The 18,767-nt window shown below is 70.3% G+C and carries 22 protein-coding genes; 5 read left to right on the forward strand and 17 right to left on the reverse strand.

The window, feature by feature from the left end; genetic code table 11:
- Positions 1–13: 13 nt before the first annotated feature.
- From E6U81_RS20230 to E6U81_RS20285, 12 genes are all read right to left on the reverse strand, one after another.
- Positions 14–325, reverse strand: coding sequence for an STAS domain-containing protein (locus E6U81_RS20230; protein ID WP_136231517.1), 312 nt, complete (start codon positions 323–325; stop codon positions 14–16).
- Between the two features lie 16 nt (positions 326–341).
- The gene (gene glgX, locus E6U81_RS20235) at positions 342–2,489 is read right to left on the reverse strand and encodes a glycogen debranching protein GlgX (RefSeq protein WP_136231518.1); all 2,148 of its coding nucleotides are present in this window, start codon (positions 2,487–2,489) and stop codon (positions 342–344) included.
- Positions 2,486–2,830: an STAS domain-containing protein gene (locus E6U81_RS20240; RefSeq protein ID WP_030769751.1), complete on the reverse strand. Its 345-nt coding sequence runs from the start codon at positions 2,828–2,830 to the stop codon at positions 2,486–2,488. The genes glgX and E6U81_RS20240 overlap by 4 nt, the downstream gene beginning before the upstream one ends.
- Positions 2,831–2,867: 37 nt before the next feature.
- Positions 2,868–4,691, reverse strand: a complete 1,824-nt coding sequence (locus E6U81_RS20245) for an AGE family epimerase/isomerase (protein WP_136231519.1) — start codon at positions 4,689–4,691, stop codon at positions 2,868–2,870.
- Between the two features lies 1 nt (position 4,692).
- Complete coding sequence (locus E6U81_RS20250) at positions 4,693–5,127, reverse strand: VOC family protein (RefSeq protein WP_136231520.1); 435 nt, start codon at positions 5,125–5,127, stop codon at positions 4,693–4,695.
- A complete protein-coding gene (locus E6U81_RS20255; RefSeq protein WP_136231521.1) occupies positions 5,127–5,738 on the reverse strand; it encodes a DJ-1/PfpI family protein in 612 nt (203 codons plus the stop codon). Before E6U81_RS20255 ends, E6U81_RS20250 begins: the two co-directional genes overlap by 1 nt.
- Complete coding sequence (locus E6U81_RS20260; protein ID WP_136231522.1) at positions 5,731–7,335, reverse strand: GMC oxidoreductase; 1,605 nt, start codon at positions 7,333–7,335, stop codon at positions 5,731–5,733. The genes E6U81_RS20255 and E6U81_RS20260 overlap by 8 nt, the downstream gene beginning before the upstream one ends.
- A gap of 10 nt (positions 7,336–7,345) precedes the next feature.
- Positions 7,346–7,717 carry a nuclear transport factor 2 family protein gene (locus E6U81_RS20265; protein ID WP_168714688.1) on the reverse strand — a complete coding sequence of 124 codons (372 nt, stop codon included), beginning with the start codon at positions 7,715–7,717 and terminating at the stop codon, positions 7,346–7,348.
- A 13-nt stretch (positions 7,718–7,730) separates the two neighbouring features.
- Positions 7,731–8,186, reverse strand: a complete 456-nt coding sequence (locus E6U81_RS20270) for a nuclear transport factor 2 family protein (RefSeq protein ID WP_136231524.1) — start codon at positions 8,184–8,186, stop codon at positions 7,731–7,733.
- Positions 8,187–8,208: 22 nt separating this feature from the next.
- On the reverse strand, positions 8,209–8,643 hold the full coding sequence (locus E6U81_RS20275) for a nuclear transport factor 2 family protein (RefSeq protein WP_136231525.1): 435 nt from the start codon (positions 8,641–8,643) through the stop codon (positions 8,209–8,211).
- A 66-nt stretch (positions 8,644–8,709) separates the two neighbouring features.
- On the reverse strand, positions 8,710–10,350 hold the full coding sequence (locus tag E6U81_RS20280; RefSeq protein WP_136231526.1) for a thiamine pyrophosphate-binding protein: 1,641 nt from the start codon (positions 10,348–10,350) through the stop codon (positions 8,710–8,712).
- Positions 10,351–10,392: 42 nt separating this feature from the next.
- Positions 10,393–11,217, reverse strand: a complete 825-nt coding sequence (locus E6U81_RS20285) for a type 1 glutamine amidotransferase domain-containing protein (protein ID WP_136231527.1) — start codon at positions 11,215–11,217, stop codon at positions 10,393–10,395.
- 294 nt (positions 11,218–11,511) lie between these two features.
- Here E6U81_RS20285 and E6U81_RS20290 point away from each other — a divergent pair, with 294 nt between their 5' ends.
- The 5 genes from E6U81_RS20290 to E6U81_RS41950 all read left to right on the forward strand — a co-directional run bounded on the left by E6U81_RS20290 (position 11,512) and on the right by E6U81_RS41950 (position 14,977).
- Positions 11,512–11,778 (forward strand): UBP-type zinc finger domain-containing protein, encoded by a 267-nt coding sequence (locus tag E6U81_RS20290; protein ID WP_136231614.1) that lies wholly within the window; start codon positions 11,512–11,514, stop codon positions 11,776–11,778.
- Positions 11,775–13,544 carry an FAD-dependent oxidoreductase gene (locus E6U81_RS20295; RefSeq protein WP_136231528.1) on the forward strand — a complete coding sequence of 590 codons (1,770 nt, stop codon included), beginning with the start codon at positions 11,775–11,777 and terminating at the stop codon, positions 13,542–13,544. The genes E6U81_RS20290 and E6U81_RS20295 overlap by 4 nt, the downstream gene beginning before the upstream one ends.
- A 54-nt stretch (positions 13,545–13,598) precedes the next feature.
- Entirely contained in the window at positions 13,599–14,108 is a 510-nt protein-coding gene (locus tag E6U81_RS20300) for a hypothetical protein (RefSeq protein WP_136231529.1), read from the forward strand.
- 72 nt (positions 14,109–14,180) lie between these two features.
- Complete coding sequence (locus tag E6U81_RS41945; protein WP_060178492.1) at positions 14,181–14,510, forward strand: antibiotic biosynthesis monooxygenase family protein; 330 nt, start codon at positions 14,181–14,183, stop codon at positions 14,508–14,510.
- Positions 14,507–14,977 carry a group II truncated hemoglobin gene (locus E6U81_RS41950; protein WP_136231530.1) on the forward strand — a complete coding sequence of 157 codons (471 nt, stop codon included), beginning with the start codon at positions 14,507–14,509 and terminating at the stop codon, positions 14,975–14,977. The genes E6U81_RS41945 and E6U81_RS41950 overlap by 4 nt, the downstream gene beginning before the upstream one ends.
- Before the next feature lie 61 nt (positions 14,978–15,038).
- On the opposite strand, the gene E6U81_RS20315 is transcribed toward E6U81_RS41950, so the two are convergent.
- The 5 genes from E6U81_RS20315 to rpe all read right to left on the reverse strand — a co-directional run bounded on the left by E6U81_RS20315 (position 15,039) and on the right by rpe (position 18,283).
- Positions 15,039–15,485: a barstar family protein gene (locus tag E6U81_RS20315; RefSeq protein ID WP_136231531.1), complete on the reverse strand. Its 447-nt coding sequence runs from the start codon at positions 15,483–15,485 to the stop codon at positions 15,039–15,041.
- Positions 15,482–15,943, reverse strand: a complete 462-nt coding sequence (locus E6U81_RS20320) for a ribonuclease domain-containing protein (RefSeq protein WP_136231532.1) — start codon at positions 15,941–15,943, stop codon at positions 15,482–15,484. Before E6U81_RS20320 ends, E6U81_RS20315 begins: the two co-directional genes overlap by 4 nt.
- Positions 15,944–15,992: 49 nt before the next feature.
- The gene (locus tag E6U81_RS20325) at positions 15,993–16,214 is read right to left on the reverse strand and encodes a CarD family transcriptional regulator (RefSeq protein ID WP_030841491.1); all 222 of its coding nucleotides are present in this window, start codon (positions 16,212–16,214) and stop codon (positions 15,993–15,995) included.
- Positions 16,215–16,441: 227 nt separating this feature from the next.
- Positions 16,442–17,491, reverse strand: coding sequence for a sugar-binding domain-containing protein (locus E6U81_RS20330; protein ID WP_173675211.1), 1,050 nt, complete (start codon positions 17,489–17,491; stop codon positions 16,442–16,444).
- Between the two features lie 105 nt (positions 17,492–17,596).
- The gene (rpe, locus tag E6U81_RS20335; RefSeq protein ID WP_136231533.1) at positions 17,597–18,283 is read right to left on the reverse strand and encodes a ribulose-phosphate 3-epimerase; all 687 of its coding nucleotides are present in this window, start codon (positions 18,281–18,283) and stop codon (positions 17,597–17,599) included.
- Positions 18,284–18,767: the final 484 nt, after the last annotated feature.

Here is an 18,767-nt window from a genome sequence, read left to right on the forward strand (position 1 = left end):
TCACTCACGGTCGTCACTCGTCGGAGAGGACGATGCTGCGGTCGAGGCCGGCCGTCCGGATGGTCCGGGAGACGGGCTCGATGGCGCCGACCACCTTGATGGTGACGTGGTCGGCGATCTTCTGTTGGGCGAAGACCAGGGAGCGCAGTCCGGCGCTGGCCATGTAGCCGACGCCGGCCATCCTGATCTCGACGATGGTGGTGCCGTGTCCGGCGGCCTTCTCGATGGTCCGGTGGAAGTCCGGCGCGGTCTTGGCGTCCAGCTCGCCCGACAGGTCGATCACGGTGGTGTCGCCCTCGATGCTCAGGGACACGGAAAGCGGCATGTCAGGTCTCCTTCGGTCAGGGCGTGTCGGATTCGTCGGGGTCGTTCGTGCGGCCCACGAGGATCACCACCGACCGCGGGCCGATCAGGTACTTGCCGGCGTTGTCCAGCTCCGGCTCGGTCCCCGGGGTGCGGATGTCGTGCGGTGCCTCGGCCCCGGTGTCGGCGAACAGGTGCCAGCTGCGTCCGCCGGGCAGGGCGGGCAGTTCCAGGTCGTGGGACTCCCAGTGCGCGTTCATGGCCACGTACACCACGTCGTCGTCGCCGGCGCCGCAGCGGGCGACCGCCACCAGGCGGCTCTCCGCCGACCAGTCGGGCTGCCAGGCCCTCTCGCCGTGCCAGCTGATGTCCGGCAGGCCGAGGTGCTCGCGGACCCGTCCGGTGGGGTGGGAGGTGGAGCGCAGCTCGCGGTGGCGCTTTCGGAAGGCGATCATCTCGCGGGTGAAGCGGAGCAGTTCGGCGTTGTCGTCGACCTGGTCCCAGTCGAACCAGGACAGTTCGTTGTCCTGGCAGTAGGTGTTGTTGTTGCCCTGCTGGGTCCTGCCGACCTCGTCGCCGGAGAGGAGCATCGGGATGCCCTGGCTGGTGAGGAGGACGGCGAGGGCGTTCTTCATCTGCCGGGTGCGCAGGGCGTTGACCGCCGGGTCGTCGGTGGGGCCCTCGGCGCCGCAGTTCCAGCTGTTGTTGTCGTTGGCGCCGTCGTTGTTGCCCTCGCCGTTGGCCTCGTTGTGCTTGTCGTTGTAGGAGACCAGGTCGGCGAGGGAGAAGCCGTCGTGCGCGGTCAGGAAGTTGACCGAGGCGGCGGTGCCGCGGCTGGAGTAGAGGTCGGGTGAGCCGGCGATGCGGGTGGCTAGTTCGCCGGTGACTCCGGGGTCGCCCTTGAGGAAGCGGCGCACGGTGTCGCGGTACTTGCCGTTCCACTCCGCCCAGCGGCCGTACGCCGGGAAGTTGCCGACCTCGTAGAGGCCGCCGGCGTCCCAGGCCTCGGCGATGAGCTTGGTGTGGCGCAGGACCGGGTCGTAGGCGAGCAGTTCCAGGAGCGGCGGGTTGGGCAGCGGGGTGCCGTCCAGGGACCGGCCGAGGATGGCGGCGAGGTCGAAGCGGAACCCGTCGATGTGGTAGTCGGCGACCCAGTGGCGCAGGCAGTCGAGGACGAAGTTGCGTACGACGGGGTGGTTGCAGTTGACCGTGTTGCCGGTGCCGCTGAAGTTGAAGTAGTACCCCTCGGGCGTGAGCATGTAGTAGGTGGCGTTGTCGAGGCCCTTGAAGGAGATCGTCGGCCCCTGCTCGTTGCCCTCGGCGGTGTGGTTGAAGACGACGTCGAGGATGACCTCGATGCCGGCCGCGTGCAGGTCCTTGATCAGCGTGCGGAACTCGTCGCCCTGCATTCCGTAGCGTCCGGTGGCCGCGTAGCCGGCCTTGGGCGCGAAGAACGAGACGGTGTTGTAGCCCCAGTAGTCGAAGAGCTTCTCGCCGGTCTCCGGGTTGGAGCGGGGGTTGTCGCTCTCGTCGAACTCGAACACCGGCAGCAGCTCGATGCAGTTGACCCCGAGCTCCTTCAGGTACGGGATCTTCTCGCGCAGCCCGGCGAACGTGCCGGGCGCGGTGACGCCCGAGTTGGGGTGCCGGGTGAAGCCGCGCACGTGGGCCTCGTAGACCACGAGGTCCTCGGCGGGGATGCCCAGCGGGGTGTCGTCGGCCCAGTCGAAGTCCTGGAGGCAGACGCGGGAGCGGTACTGGTAGCCGCGGCTGTAGTCCGGCTCGACGCCCCACACGTCACGGCCGGCGATCAGCCGGGCGTAGGGGTCGGAGAGGACCTGGCGGGCGTCGAAGCGGTGGCCGGTGACCGGGTCGTAGGGTCCGTCGGCCCGGTAGCCGTATTCGATGTTCTCGTGGTCGAGGCCGAATACGGTCATGGCGAACACGCTGCCGGTGCGGAATTCCTCGGGGAACTCCAGTTCGGCCATCGGTTCGGGCTCTCCGCACTTGTAGATGACCAGGGTCATGGAGGTGGCCTGGTCGGAGAAGACGGAGAAGCTGACCCCGCCGGGGACCACGTTGGCCCCGAAGGGGAACGGTTTGCCGGCGCGGACGCGGTACCCGCCCACCTCGTGGGTCGGGTACGCGTCGACGCGCAGGACCTGCTCGGACCGGGTCTCGCTCATCGCGCGGCCTTGGCCCTGGCGGCGGCCGCGGCGGCCTCCCCGGTCTCGAAGAAGTCGAGGAAGCCGGTGGCCGACATGACGAACCGGACTTCCTCGCTCACCCCGTAGAGGGTGACGGCCACGCCGGCGTGCTGGGCCTCGCGGTAGACGACGAGCAGGGTGCGCAGGCCCGCGCTGGAGACGTAGGTGACCGCGGTGAGGTCGATCCGCAGCGGCTTGCCCTCGCGGACCAGCGGCAGCAGGGACTGGAGCAGCGTGCCGGACGTCTCGCTGTTGATCTCGCCGGTGGCGACGAGCACGGTGCCCGTCTTGTTCCGGCGTTCCTTGACGTTGAGAGTCATTGCCTTCCCCTCTGTTTGGGGCGCCCCCCGTTGAGCGCTACTTCTTGGCCGTCGGCCGCAGCCGGACCTTGACCTTGACCCGGCCCTGGACGTCGGGCAGGCGCACGGTGAGCGCCTCCGCGTCGAAGTCGGTGTAGGGCTTCTCGTCGATCTCCACGGACGCGATCCGCACCGAGCCGGCGGGCAGCAGGTCGGGCGAGACGCGCAGGATGCGGTCGGGCAGGCCGGTCGGGTCGGGCTGGAAGTGGAAGTCCATCTCCCGGCCGTTGATGAGCAGGTTGTTGTAGACGGCGGCGAGGTAGCAGAGCTCCGCCGAGTGGTACATGGACATCGAGTGGCTGCCCTTGAGCCGCTCGGTGCCGAGCAGGTACGGCGTACCGCTGGCGAGGACGTTGAAGTAGACGGCACCCTCGTCGTGGTCGAGGAAGAAGGTGTTGTAGAAGGCCTGCGCCTGCCGGGCCTCGCGCTGGTTCGCGTCGCCGCCGACGGTGCCGTTCAGGATGAGGTAGGCGAGGATCGCCTGCTCCTGCTGCCACCAGGCCTTGCGGTCGTGCCAGGCGAAACGATACGTCTCCTGGTCGCCCTCCTTCACGCGCTCCACGACGTCGTACCAGCCGCCGCGCTGCACGTCGCTGCCGACGGCCGGCATGATCTCGCCGATCTTCCTGGCGAGCTCCTCGTACGCCGGCTTGGCCTTCAGCGAGTTCATCCGCATCAGGTTCCAGGCGATCTTCAGGTTGTGGCCGACGACCGCGCGGTCCTGCTGCCAGCTGTGCGCCTTGTCGTGGGACCAGTCGCGCATGAAGCGCTCCTGGACGAAGGGGCTGTTCTTGTAGTCCGGGAACTTGTCCGCGATGGTGTCGAAGGTGTACTCGAGGAAGTCGGCGTACTTCTGGTCGCCCGTCGCCAGGTACAGGTTGATCAGGTAGGCGGGGGCGTGGTCGCCGACGGAGTTCCAGTTCTTGCGCTCGGCGTTCTCGCCGAGGGACTCGTGGTCCGCGCTGAAGAGGATCGGGTCGATGTGGGAGTAGTAGCCGCCCTGCTCGGGGTCGAAGAAGAACTTGTCGAACAGCCGGATCGTGGCGTCCGCGTCGTTCTTGATCCGGACGTCGCCGGTGACCCGGTAGGTCTGGATGGGGCCGGCCAGCGCGTAGATCTGCTCGTACATCGGGATCGCGTCGTAGTCGTCGGAGAACTCCGAGGTGAACAGCTTGCGCTCGCTGTCCCCGTCGACGCTGATGCCGTGGTACCAGAAGACCACGTCCTCCTCGCCGTCCACGACCCGCATGTGCTTGCGCAGGTACTCGGTGCCGCGCTCGGCGACCTCCAGGTACTCGTCCTTGCCGGTCAGCAGGTAGGCCGAGGCCATGCCGTAGACCAGGCGGGAGATCGTGTCGGTCTCCTGGACGTGGCTGGCGGTCTTGTCACCACCGAGCCTGATCTCGGTGCGGTACTCGGTGAAGTCCACCGGGCCGTCGCCGAACTGCGCCCGCTTGTAGAAGTCGGCCAGCGACTCGATCTGCTTGATCCACCAGCTGCCCTCCTCGAAGCGGTAGTCCTCGGCGCCGCGGCCCAGGAACACCAGGCGCTTGGCGTCGAAGCGGCCGCCGTGCTCCGGATAGTGCACGCCGTAGACGAAGAGGAACCGGCCCGGCGAGAGCATCTCGTCGATGTGCCCGGAGGCGTCGATGTAGGGCTCGTCCAGGTTGCGGACCAGTTCGGCGCTGGGGTCGCCGGCCAGCGAGACCTCGAACTCGCGGCCGTCGGAGGTCTTCAGCCGCAGCAGGCGCGTACCGGAGTCGAAGCGGACGACGTAGCCCGCGATGGTGTCGGAGAAGGAGAAGCTCACGGCGTCCGCCATGTCATGCACCGTCCTTGTCGTGAGTGCTGTCGTCCTCGTATCCCTGGCTCACTTCGACGATCACCCCGTCGGGGTCTCGGACCCACACGGTCCGCCAGCCGCAGATGAAGTCGTCGAAGTCCAGCGGCCCCAGGGTCACTTCCGCCGCGTCGCCCAGCTCGGCCAGGAACGCGTCCACGCTGTCGGTCTGGAACGCCAGGTGGCGCATCCGGCCCGGGGCCTGCGGCCCGTCGCCGGGCGCCGGCCGGGCCGGGTCGGCGGCGGCCGCGAAGAGCTCCAGGTACGCGTCCCCCTTGCGCAGGAACACGATCTGCGCGTCCCCGAGATCGACCACCCTGGCCCGGGAGAAGCCGAAGCAGCGGGTGTAGAAGTCCTCGGTGGCCTTCTGGTCCACGCAGTTCAGGCCCACGTGCGACCACCGCAGCCCGGCGGCCATCAGCCGGTCCCCCGGCCCCGCCCGGCCGCGATCAGATCGATGATCCGGCGGGCGAACAGGTGGTGGTGCGCCCCGGTACGGCCGGTGACCAGGTCGCCGTCGACCACCACGTCCTCGTCGACGTACTCCCCGCCCATGTTGCGGACGTCGCCGATCAGGTTGTTGTGGCAGACCACCTTGCGGCCGCGGATCTTCCCCGGGATCGAGGAGGCCAGCCACATGCCGTGGCAGATGATCCCCTTGAGGACCGTCGGCTCCTCGAAGGCGCGGCGCAGCAGCTCGGTCGCCGGGGCGAGGACGTCCACGTCCTCGGTGTAGCGCAGCCGGTCGGCCACCATGCCCGAGGGCACGATGATCGCCGCGTATCGGCGCAGCTCCTCGTCGCCCAGGCCCTCCAGGGACCGGTTCACGGTGAAGGGCGCCCGGTACTCGTGCCCGGTGAAGGTGATGGAGCCGTTGCCCCAGAGCCGGGTCAGGAAGTCCACCTCGGCGCCCTCCTCCGCGAACCGGTGCTGGTAGTAGAAGATCTCCGGCTCGTAGTAGTCGCTCTCGACCAGGACCGCGATCCGGGTCCCGGACAGAGCTCCCTCGCGCAGGACGGCATCAGGCACGGGAGGTCCCCCTCAGGAAGTCCGCCGCGCGCTCGGCGATCATCGCGATGGCGGTGTGGCAGTTGCCCGACGGGACCGCGGGCATCACGCTGGCGTCCACCACGCGCAGGTTGCGTACGCCGTGCACCCGCAGCTCCGGGTCGACGACGGCGAGGTCGTCGATGCCCATGCGGCAGGAGCCGGCCTGGTGGTGGTAGCTCTCCGACTTCTGCTTCACGAAGGTCCGCAGCTCGTCGTCGCTCGCGTATCCGGGGCCCGGCTGCAGCTCCTGCTTGTACCAGGGCGAGAACGCCGAGGTCGCGAAGAGGTCCCGGGCGATCTTGACGCCCTGCACCATGCGTTCCACATCCCACCGGTCGCCCAGGTAGTTCGGGTTGATCAGCGGGTGGGCCAGCGGATCGGCGCTCGCCAGCCTGATCCAGCCGCGCGAGACCGGGCGTACGACACCGGGCAGGATGCTCACCGTGTTCGGGTGGTCCTTGCCGACGATGACGTCGAACGGCACGTGGACGAAGGCGATCTGCAGGTCGGGGGCGGGCAGACCCGGCTGCGAGGACTGGAACAGAGCGCTCTCCGACAGGTTCTGCGCCGGCGGCGGGAGCTCCTGGGTGACCTCCGCCATCAGCCCGGTCAGGACGTGGTTGTGGAAGTTCTCGCCGACGCCGGGGAGGGCCGCGGTGACACCGATGCCGTGCTCGCGCAGCTGCTCGGGGTGGCCGATGCCGGAGAGCAGCAGCAGCTTCGGCGACTCGATCGCCCCGGCGGCCACGACCACCTCGCGCCGGGCCCGTACGGTGTGCGGCCCGGGCGCCGCGACGCTGCTGTGGCCGTCCCGGACGGTCCGGCCGGGGAACTCCGATGGCGGTTCGAGCTGCACGTACTCCACGCCCGTGCAGGTGTTCCCGTCGAAGAGCAGCCGACTGGTCTGCGCGCTGGTGCGCAGGGTCAGGTTCGGCCGGTCGAGCGCGGGCTCCAGATAGGCGGCCAGGGCGCCCTGGCGGCGGCCGTCGGCCACGTCGATGTGGTGCCAGCCGGTGCCGAAGAGGCCGCGCCGGGGCCCGTCGGTGTTGAAGTCGGCGATCTCCTCGTGCCCCAGCTCCACGGCCGCGTCGATGAAGGCGCGGGAGACCGGGTTGGGGCCGTGCAGCCCGGCGTTGGTGACCCGCTGGGGGCCGCGGGTGCCGGTGGTGGCCGCGGTGACGTCCTCCTGGCCCTCCAGCAGGGCGAAGTACGGGAGCACGTCCTCGTACGTCCAGCCGGCCGCGCCCTGGTAGGCCCAGTTGTCGAAGTCCGAGGCGTGGCCCCGGATGTGCATCATGATGTAGAGGTTGCTGCTGCCGCCGGGGGCCTTGCCGCGCGGCTCGTAGGTGCGGCGTCCGTCGAGCCCGGGCTGCGGTGTGCTGGTGTAGCCCCAGTCCACGGGCCCGCCGAGGAGCTTGTACCAGGAGGACGGATCGTCCACCTCGGGCGGGATCCGGGAGCCGCCCGCCTCCAGGACGAGGACGGAGACGTCCGGGTCCTCGGAGAGGCGGCCCGCCAGCACGCTGCCCGCGGTGCCCGATCCCACGACGATGTAGTCGTACTCTTCCACGCTCACCTCTGCCCCCTCAGTCCTGGCTCAGCGCCTGGAAGGGGACCGTGTCGTGGTAGTTCGCCATGTAGGCGATCTTTCCGTCCACGATCCGGAAGAAGTTCATGACCTCGGCCTCGATGGGCTCGCCGGAAGCGCTGACCGCGCTCAGGTGGGAGACGGCCGCGGCCTTCTCACCGTCGACGAGGAAGTGCACGGGCTCGTTGCGGAAGACCCGGTACATCGCCCCCATGCCCTTCATCATCGACCGGAGCACCTCCAGGCCCTCGATGTGGCCGGCGAGCTGCTCGTCCATGACCTGGTCGTCGGCGAACAGGTCGCACCAGCGGTCCCAGTCCCCGGCGTTGGCGTACTCGTAGTACTTCTGCAGGATCTGTCGTGCGTCCATCGCGCTCATCCCCCTATCGGTCCCTGCGGGTTCCGTCCGGCGCGAACGGCGCCCAGAACTGGCTGAAGGCGGTCGCCGAGTCCCCGAAGAGCCCGTCGCGGCCCTCGACGATCCGGCCGCCCTGCCACCGCATGTAGTGGAAGACCGGGTAGTCCATCCGCTCGTACGGGGACCCGCTCGCCTCGGCCGCACCGGCCCGCAGGGCGACGTTGCGGCACACGTCCGCCGAGCAGTCCTCGCCGACCAGCACCGCCTCCAGGTCCATCCGGAAGGTGCCGCCTGTGAGCTTGTGGGTCTGCCCCATCAGCTCCAGGAAGGCGTCCAGGCTCTCGTACCAGCCGGCCAGGGGGTGGTTGCCCGGCACCAGCCAGCGCAGGTCCTCGGAGTAGTACTCCAGGATCCGCGCCCGGTCGCCGGAGCCGAGGGCGGCGTAGGCCTCCCGTACCCGCTCCCGTGTCACTTCGGTCATCGTCGGTCCTCCTTCACCGCGGTCACAGCGAGCCTGAACCGGGCATTGGGGCCAGGTCGTTGACGGTGTACTGCTTGATCCGCGGTCCGTCGGGGCCGGCGACCACGATCCAGGTCTGGTCGGCGTCGAAGCCCAGCCACTGGCTGCGGGCGGCCGGCGGGTCCCAGATCCTGGCCTGCCAGTTGACGAGGACCCGGACGACCGCACGGTCGCCCTCGATGACGGGCTCCACCTTCGTGACCGTGTGCACCTCGTCGAAGAAGCGGTGGGTGACGGCCTCGTACCAGCGGCCGAACCCCTCGTGTCCGAGGAAGGTGTCCTCGGGGACCTTGAACTCCAGGTCCTCGGTGATCAGGGCGAGCACATCGGCCGGGCCCACGTGCTGGTCCAGCGCCACGTACCAGTTCTCGGCGAAACTGCGGATCGTGTCCTCGGTCAGCTGCCGCTCGGCGGGCATGCGGTCTCCTCCTGTTCCGTTTCCGTGCTGGGTGACTGGTCGGTCGGGGGCAGGGCAGGGGTGCGGTCAGATCTGCACGTCGACGAGGAACGGTCCGGGGTGGGACAGCATCCGGCCCACCGCGGCGACCGCCTCGTCCGGCTTCTCCACGCGCATCCCGCCGGCGCCGAGCGAGCGGGCCAGGCCGGCGAAGTCGATCTCGGGGTGCGAGAGGTCGAAGGAGCCCGGGAAGCCGTGCTCCGGGATGTGCCGCTCCCGCCAGTACTGGGCGATGTTGTCGTCCAGCAGCCGGTACTTGCGGTTGTTGCAGACGACGAACTTGGCGTCGATGCCGTGCCGGGCCGCGGTCCACAGCGCCTGGTAGGTGTACATGGACCCGCCGTCGCCCGCGAAGCCCACGACGAGCCGGTCCGGGCGGGCCAGCTTGGCCCCGACCGCGCCGGGGAAGCCCACGCCGAGCGAACCGCCCCGGGTGAGGTGGTAGTCACCGGGGCGCTCCGCCGGCAGGTACCGGGTGACCAGCGGCGAGGTGGTCAGCGCCTCGTCGAAGACGATCAGGTCCCCGCCGGTGCGCTCGGCCAGGGTCCGCAGGAAGACGGCCATCGGCGTGCCGTCGTCCTCGGCGGCCGCGCCCGCCGACCGGGCCCGCTCCCGGGTCCGTACGTCGAGCCGGGCGGCCGCGGCGGCCCGCCGCTGCGGGGTCAGCTGCCACTCCAGTACGCCGGCCAGCGCGCGCAGCGCCTGCCGCGGATCCGCGGCGAGGCCCAGGTCCACCGGGTGGTTCTTGGCGATCTCGTAGGCGTTCAGGTCGATGTGGACGACCTTGGCGCCGGCCCGGAAGGGGCTCTCCAGCTCGGGGAACACCTCCGGGAAGACATAGGTGCCGACGATCAGCACACCGTCGGCGTCGCCCACCAGCTCCTTGCTGTGCGGGCCGAACATGTGGCCGGTCTGGCCGCGCCGCAGCGGGTGCGAGGCCGCGATGTTCACCTCGGAGGAGTCGACCTCGTACACGTCGGCGCCCAGCAGCTCGGCGACGGCGGCGAGCTCTCGCTGCGCCCCGGAGAGCGCCACCCCGTCCCCGACCAGGACGACCGGCCGCTCGGCGGACGCCAGCAGCTCGGCCGCCCGGCCCACCGATGCCGGCGAGGGGGCCACGTCCGTGAGCGGGACCGTGGCCGGCAGGACGGGCTCGGAGTTGAGCTCGTCCAGCACGTCCATGGGCAGCGCGACGAACACCGGCCCGCGCGGCGGGGTGAGCGCGATCTTCACGGCCCGCCGGACGGTGCGGAGCACGGACCGCGGATCGGTGACGCGGGTCGCGTACTTGGTGACGGGCCTGGCCATCGCCACCAGGTCGGACGCCATCTGCGCGTCCATGGCGTCGTAGCGCACCCCGGCGTCGCCGGCGACGACGACGAGCGGGGTGTGGCCGCGCAGCGACTGGTAGAGCATCCCGATGCCGTTGCCGAGACCCACCCCGGAGTGCAGCTGGAGCAGGGCCGCGCCGCCGGTCGCCCGTGCGTACCCGTCGGCGATGCCGGCGGCCACGGTCTCCTGGAGGGCGAGGACGTACCGGAAGTCCTCCGCCGCGTCCACCGCGTCGAGGAATCCCTGTTCCACCGTCCCCGGATTTCCGAACATCACATTCAGGCCGTCGGCCTTGAACTGCTCGATCAGCCTTTCCCGTCCGGGAGTGGCTTCCATGAGTTCCCCCTCGCCTGTCCGATTTCCCGGCGGATTCCGGGATTACCAGCCGAACCGGGTGAGCCCGTCCTCCAGGACTTCCACGATCTTCTGCCCCGTCAGATAGGAGTCGGGGGTGGAACGTCCGGTGACGAAGGGGAAGTCCACGATCACCGAGACCGGCTTGCCGAAGTTCCCGTGGTACGCGCCGCGCGGTCCCGTCGCGTCGCGCAGGATGTACTCCAGCGGATACGGCGGCGGGCCCATGTTGAAGTCGGTACCGAGGAATCCGGTGCCGTCCTTGTAGTCGTACTCCTTGCAGTGGCCGGTCACGTGCTTGCCCCAGATGATGCTCTTGCGGTCGTCCCAGTCGCGGGCGAAGGCCAGGCAGGCGACCCCGTAGCACTCGGCCGCCACGACCTTGCCGGCCTTCCGGAAGGCCAGGATCAGGGCGTGCACGCGCTCGTTGTTGGCGAGGTCGGCGATCGGTCCGCTGCCGCCGACGATGAGGATCGCGTCGTATCCGGCGACGTCGGCGTCGAGTTTGTCGAGATCGCGGTGGTACTGCTCCAGCTTGGGCAGGTAGGCCGAGTCGCTCGTGTACGGGCGTTCGGGCACCCACGCCTCGATGTCGAGCGGCGAGTCCAGCCGACTCGACTGCTCGAACTCCCGCCCCAGCCGGGCGTTCTCCTCCGTGGTCACCGACCGCCCGAGCGGGGGGTCGACGTAGTGCGCGTCGAGGCTCGGCGGAAGAGCGTGTGCACGCTTTCCGGTCGGCGTGGCGAATATGACCTCGTATCCCCGCTCGTCGAACTTCGAGACGGGGCCTATCAGTTCTTCGGCCCAGTAACCGTGTTCGGAGACAATGACCAGAATCTTTCTGCTCACGTATTCCTCCAGCGCCGCCTGTTGTCGTTGGCGTCCCCCACACTGGCCGGGCCCCGGGTCTTCGTCAAAGCGCTGGCATGCGACTTCGTGAGGTAGCGGGACAGCCGACCGGGGCACCTCAGGAAGTCGTTCGCGGACATCATGAAGTAGTCGCAGGACTACGTGACTTCGGCCGAATCGGTGAACCATTTCACGGGGCCCGTCCTACTGTCTGGACGCGCCGTGAATCGCGGGCGCGCGAGCCGTGTTGCTGTGAAGAGCATGAGCACGAGGAGAGGGACGGCGACGATGACGATGGACCTTTTGTGCACACACACCGATCAGATACGTCCGGTGAAGCCCACCGCGGTGGGCTGCGAGGAGTGCCTCGTCGCCGGCGACACGTGGGTGCACCTGAGGCTGTGCCTGAGCTGCGGACACGTCGGGTGCTGCGACTCGTCGAAGAACCGTCACGCCACCCGGCACTACCGGAGCACCGAGCACCCGATCGCGGCCTCCCACGAACCGGGCGAGGACTGGGCCTGGTGCTACGCCGACCAGCTGATGCTGGACCCGGCATGAGTACGGCCCGGGAGAGCTCCCCCGCACCCGCCTCGTCCGCCGCACCCGCCTCCCCGGCGGCGTCCGCCTCCCCGGCGGCGTCCGCGGCCGCCGCCGAGCGCGCGGAGAGGCGCAAGCCGGTGATCCTGGCCGTCGACGACGACCCGCAGGTGCTGCGCGCCGTCCGCCGCGACCTGCGCAGCGCCTACGGCGACCGCTACCGGGTCCTCGGCGCCTCCTCGGCCGCCGACGCCCTGAAGATCCTCGACTCCCTCGACGAGCGCGGCCACGACCCGGCGCTGTTCCTCGTGGACCAGCGCATGCCGGACGTGACCGGAGTGGAGTTCCTCCTGGAGGCGGTCAGCCGCTTCCCGGACGCCCGCCGGGTGCTGCTGACCGCGTACGCCGAGACCGACGCGGCGATCACCGCGATCAACCGGGTCCGCCTGGACTACTACCTGCTCAAGCCGTGGGACCCGCCGCACGAACGGCTCTTCCCCGTCCTGGACGACCTGCTCTCGGACTGGCTGGCGACCTACCGCCCCGCCTACGACGGGATCATCGTCGCCGGCCACCTGGTCTCCCCCGGCACCCACGCCGTACGCGACTTCTTCACCCGCAACGGCCAGCCGTTCCGCTTCCTCAACGTCGAGCGGGACCCCGAAGCTCTGACCCTCATCGCCGCCCAGCCCGACGGCGCCCTGCCCCTGGTCCGCTTCCCGGACGGGGCGGTGCTCTCGGCGCCGACCGACACCCAGCTCGCCCAGCACCTGGGCCTGGCCACCACCGCCTCGCGCCCGCACTACGAGTGCGTCATCGTCGGCGCGGGCCCGGCGGGCCTCGCGGCCGGCGTCTACTCGGCGTCCGAGGGCCTGTCCACGCTGATGCTGGACTCCCGCGCCCCGGGCGGCCAGGCCGGCACCTCCAGCCTGATCGAGAACTACCTCGGGTTCCCCTCGGGACTCTCGGGCGGCGACCTGACCCGCCGGGCGACCATCCAGGCCTCCCGGTTCGGTGCCGAGATCCTGCACCCGGTGGAGGTGGTCTCGCTGACCCGCGACGACCCGGCGAAGATCTTGACCCTCGCCGACGGCACGGAGATCTCCGCCGAGACGGTCCTGCTGGCGACCGGCGTCTCCTACAACCGGCTGGACGCCCCGGGTGCCGACCGCTTCGAGGGGGCCGGCCTCTACTACGGCGCCGCGACCACCGAGAGCTCGGCCTGCATCTCCCAGCACGTGTTCATCGTCGGCGGGGCCAACTCGGCGGGGCAGGCCGCCGTGCACTTCGCCAAGTACGCCGCCCGCGTGACCATCCTGGTCCGCGCGTCCTCCCTGGACGCGAGCATGTCCCGCTACCTGATCGACGAGATCGAACGCACTCCGAACATCGAGGTCAAGGTGCGCACCACGGTGGTCCGGCTGGACGGCGGGGAACACCTCGAACGGCTGACCCTCCACGACGCGGAGACGGGCCGGGACACCGAGGTCCCGGCGCGCTTCATGTTCACCTTCATCGGGGCCCGCCCGCACACCGACTGGCTCGCGGGCGTCGTCGAGCGGGACGAGTACGGCTTCGTCCTCACCGGTTCGGACCTGATCGCGAACGGCGGCGAGCTCCCGGCCGAATGGAGCCTGGAGCGCGCCCCCTACCCCCTGGAGACGAGCGTGCCCGGCGTCTTCGCGGCGGGCGACGTCCGCGCCCACTCGGTCAAACGGGTGGCGTCGGGCGTGGGCGAGGGGGCGATGGCCGTCTCGCTGATCCACCGCTACCGCTCGATGGGCTGAGAGCGAACGCTGTGCCCTTGTGATCAAGGGCACAGCGGATGCAACGTTGATTACATGATTACAGCCGAACAGAGCGAACAGCTCCGCGCGTGGTTCGCCGAGCGCCTGCCGGTGGACGTGTACGCGTCCCTCGACTCGGTCACCGCCGACCGCGAGGAGATCACGGTCGTCGGCACCGTCCCGGCGACCGAGTCGGTCCGGGAGTTCCGCGAACGCACCCGCGAACAGCGCATCGAAGTGGCCCGCGAGGCCGAGGAGCTCTACCGCCGCAAGGTCGCCTGGGGCGTACGGGTGGGTGACGAGACGACCCTCTTCACCCACCTCGCCGTCCCCGTCATGACCCGGCTGCGCCAGTCCGAGCGCCAGGTCCTCGACACCCTGGTCGCCGGCGGCGTGGCCCGCAGCCGGGCCGACGCACTGGCCTGGTGCGTCCGCCTCGTCGGGCGCAACACCGACAGCTGGCTGACGGAGCTGCGCGACTCCCTGGACCAGGTCGGCCGGGTCCGCGCGCAGGGTCCCGACGTCTCCGGTGCGACCGACCCCATGAAGTCCGGGTCCGAATGACGAATCCGCCCCACGGCGCCGTGTGATCGCGTAAGGCTGGCCGAGACCGACACCCAGGGAGAGGTACGCACCATGACGACCACCGTCGAATACATCCGCTACCGGATCGCATTGGACGACCAGCAGGCCTTCGAGGACGCGTACGCCCGGGCGGCCGAGTCCCTGGCCGCCTCGCCCGAGTGCATCGACTACGAACTCGCCCGGTGCGAGGAGGAGAAGGAGCGCTACATCCTCCGGATCCGCTGGACCTCGATCGAGGCCCACCTGGGCGGGTTCCGCAAGGGGGAGCACTTCCCGGCCTTCTTCGCCGCGATCCGCCCGTACGTGACCGCCATCGAGGAGATGCAGCACTACCTCGTGACGGGCGTCGTGGGCACGGGAAAGGGCGCCGGACAGCGATGAGCACCACACCCACCATCTACGAGTGGATGGGCGGGGCGGAGGCGATGAACCGCCTCACCGACGCCTTCTACGCCCACGCCCTCCGGGACGAGATCCTGGCCCCGGTCTTCGCGGGGATGGACTCGGAGCACCCGCAGCACGTCGCCGTCTGGCTGTCGGAGGTCTTCGGCGGCCCGGCGGACTACACCGACCACCACGGCGGCCACCAGCACATGGCCACCAAGCACCTGGGCCGGGCGATCACCGAGAAGCAGCGCCGCCGCTGGGTGGACCTGCTCATGGACACGGCCGACGAGGTGGGCCTCCCGACGGACCCCGAGTTCCGCGGGGTCTTCGCCTACTACATCGAGTGGGGCACCCGCATGGCCCTGATCTACTCGGGCCCCCATCCCCCGCCCGTCGACGCGGCCAAGATCCCGGTCTGGTCCTGGGGCCAGACCCCGCCCTGGATCCCGAAGACGGACTGACGACGACGGAACCGGGTGGCTCGGGACCACCCGGTTCCCTCCGCCGGCAAGCCCCGCCCTCTCAGCCCCGTCGGCGTTCGCGGCGCGGAGTCCGGGGCGGAGCCCCGGCAGCCGGCCCTCGCTCGGGCTCCGGCTCGGCCTCGGGCTCGGCCAGTACCACCGTGAGCCCGGGCTCGCCGTCCTGCAGCCCCCGCCAGTGGTCCACGGCCTCCTCCAGGACCTCCACGAACGTCTCCCACTCCGCGGGCCGTGCCCCCGCGTACCCGTGCCACGACGTCACCGCGACCAGCCGCCCCGGAGCCTCCGGCAACCAGGACAGGTCCTGCAGGACATCGACCAGCGCGTCCCAGTTCCCGCCGAACCACTCCGGCAGCCGCAGGGCCTCCCCGCACCGCCTCATCAGCCCGGCCTTGGCCCGTACGCCGTCCAGGTCCAGCCGTACGGTCGTCCAGCCCGCGGCCTCGGCGGCAGCGAGCGCCGGGGCGAGCGGCTGCGGATGCAGGGTCATCGGAGAACCGCCTTGAAGGTCTGGTAGTGGTCGTCCGTGTAGTAGAACTCCCCGCCCTCACCCGTCACGATCCGCCGGGCCCCGCGGTCCCGCTCCCCCGGCGTGCGCACCGTGAACTCGTGGTAATAGCCGCGCTTCTGGCGCGGCAGGACCTTCTCGAAGTTCCCGAAGACAGTGCCGTCCTGCCGGTACGGGTACGGGCCGCCCTTGTCGATGAGCGCGAGGACGTCCTGCGCCTGCCTCGGCAGCGCGTCGGCGCGCACGGCGGCCATCCCCCGCGCCCAGCCCGGAGCCGCGTCGGGCGCGGCGCTGGGAGCCGCACTGAGCTCGGCGCTGCCGCTGGCGACGGCGGGGCCGGGTTTCTGCGCACCACAGCCCGCCGTCGCGACGAGCGCGACACAGAGGAACACGGCCCCCAGTGAACACAGCAACCATCGGGGCACGTTCCGGAAGATCATGCGCCGATGGTGCCAAATATCCGATTCGCCCGCGAATCGTTCGGTCGCGTCAGAGCGCGGCCATCTTGCTGTAGGGACTCAAGATGCGCTTCTGGACCGAACCGAAGTCGACGAGAACGGCGATCCCCTCCTCGATTCCGACGACACGGCCGAGGCCGTGCTCGTCGTGAGTGACCCGATCGCCGACGCTGAACTGCCGGATGGGCTGCTCCACGGGGGCTTTGAACGGGCTGGACGGCAAATGGCGGCGAGGAACTGCTGATTTTGTCATTGGATTCAGTATGCGCCCCGCGGGCCGCCGCGCGGCGGCCCTTCGGATCTCGATCCGGGCAACATCCGCATCACGGGCACCCCCGAGCCGGTGTACGTCCGCCCCGAACCCGCCCGGAACCCGCTCCGAACCGTCCCTCCGGGCGCACAGGAGCGACCCGACGCACCACGGGCCCCGGGCCGGGCCCGCACTACTCCGTACGCGGCGCAGCGGCCCCGTACGGGGCCCTACAGGTCGTCCGGGTCGGCCCGGTCCAGCGCCGGCCGAAGCCCCGGGGCGGACTCGGTCAGCAGGTAGTCGGCGACCGCCGTGTCCGTGACCAGGCTGGTCACCAGCCCCGACCGCAGCACCGCACCGATCGCGGAGGCCTTGCGCAGCCCGCCGGCGATCGCCACGACCTCGGGGATCCGGCGCAGTCGGTCCGCCTCGACCGTGATGCACCGCTCACCGAGGTCCCGGCCGACCCGCCGGCCCTCGGCGTCGAAGAGGTGGGCGGACATCTCGGCCGCGACGCCCAGCGAGGCGTAGTGGGCCCGCTCCTCGTCCGTCAGCATGTCGTGGACGGTCGAGATGCCCGGCTCCCACGAGCCGATGGAGACGGCCGCGACCGTCACCTTGTCGAAGTAGTCGAAGGCCCGGGCGATCCCGGTCTGGCTGCGCAGCGCGGCCGCGGTCGCCGGGTCGGGCAGCAGCATGGGCGCGTAGATCGGGTGCGCGTCGCCGCCCGAGACCTGCGCGGCCCTGCGTACGGCCTCGACCGATCCGCGCTCCGCGGTCCCCGCGTCGTACACCCCGGTCAGCTGGACCACGGTGCACTGCGGCAGTCGGTGCAGGGAGGCCGCCATGTGGATGGTCGACCGGCCCCACGCGAGGCCCAGCACGTCACCCTCGCTGACCAGTTCGCCCAGCAGGTCGGCGGCGACGGCGCCCAGGTTCTCCGGATCCGGGGCGTCCTCGGTGGCGTCGGCCGGCGACTCCACCACGACGGCGTGCCGGAGCCCGTACCGGGCCCGGAGCGCGTCCGACCGTTCCGCGTCGAGCTCGGCAGGGACCCGGATCTCGATCCGTACGAGGTCGCGTTCGAGGGCGGTCTCCAGGACCCGGGCCACCTTGAAGCGGCTCACGCCGAACTCCTCGGCGATCTGGATCTTGGACTTGCCCTCCAGGTAGAAGCGGCGGGCCATGGCCGCCGCCTGCACCAGCTCCGCGGGTCCCATCCGCAGGGCTGACCGTCCCGCCGACATTGCAGACACCGCGTTCTCCTCACTGCTGTTCACACTCTCGTGTTCACACTCTCGACTCGCCGTTCATCCTGTCAGATCCGACGGCCGTTGATCAGCCTGGACAGCTCCCGTTCACCGAGCTGTTCATCAACCCTTGGCTCAGTGGTCGCAAGCCCACGGCGCCGCCGCGATCGCCGCGCCCGCCTGGTCACGCAGCGTGCGGACGGCGGCCGCCGGATCGACGGCCCCGTAGACCGCGCTGCCCGCCACGAAGACGTCCGCGCCGGCCTCGGCGCAGCGCTCGATGGTCGAGGCCGACACCCCGCCGTCGACCTGGAGCCACAGCTCCAGGCCGTGCTTGGCGATCAGCTCCCGGGTGCGGCGGATCTTGGGGAGCATGATGTCGAGAAAGGGCTGGCCACCGAAGCCCGGCTCGACCGTCATGATCAGCAGCATGTCGAGCTCGGGGAGGATGTCCTCGTACTGCTCGATCGGCGTGGCGGGCTTGAGCGCCATGGAGGCCCGCGCCCCCTTCGCCCGGATCTCCCGCGCGAGGCGTACGGGCGCCGCCGCGGCCTCGGCGTGGAAGGTGACCGAGCCCGCGCCCGCCTCCACGTACTGCGGGGCCCAGCGGTCCGGGTCCTCGATCATCAGGTGCAGGTCCAGCGGGATGTCCGTGGCACGGCTCAAGGACTCCACGACCGGCATGCCGAGGGTGAGGTTCGGGACGAAGTGGTTGTCCATGACGTCGACATGCAGCCAGTCGGCCCCCTCGACGGCCTTCGCCTCCTCGGCGAGACGGGCGAAGTCGGCGGACAGGATGCTGGGATAGATCTGAGCGGCCATGCCCCAAGCCTGCCATGCCTGCAGCCGGTTCCGGCCACTACCCCGCAAGTCAGGATTCCCACAGCCACACTAAAACAATACCGGACAATGCTTAACCTTCTCTTACAGATCGACCCCGGCCCAGCCCAGCCCATGTCACCCCCACCCCGGACGCCACCCCCAACCCCTCCGGAGCCCCCACTCCTCCCCGCTGGGCCCCCTGGCCCGATCAGGACTCCCACACCCACGTCGACACCACCACACCACGACCCTCACCCCGCTCTCCCCACCACTCTCCTGGCGGCCGGACGCCATACCCCGGGGCCTTCACCCCCCGCGCCCCCGCACCCCGAGCCGATGGCTGCCCACCCAGCCCCAAGGGGCGGCGGGGTCCACGCACGGCGGAAACCGACGGGGCCGGGGCGGGATGTACGGCGGGAGGCTGGGAGCGGGGTCTGAGCGGGGCGGTATCAGAGCTGTGCTGGGGGTTTCCCGTCCGTCCTAT

The sequence above is a fragment of the Streptomyces sp. A0592 genome (genome assembly GCF_004795115.1).
In the GTDB taxonomy this organism is placed as follows: domain Bacteria; phylum Actinomycetota; class Actinomycetes; order Streptomycetales; family Streptomycetaceae; genus Streptomyces; species Streptomyces erythrochromogenes.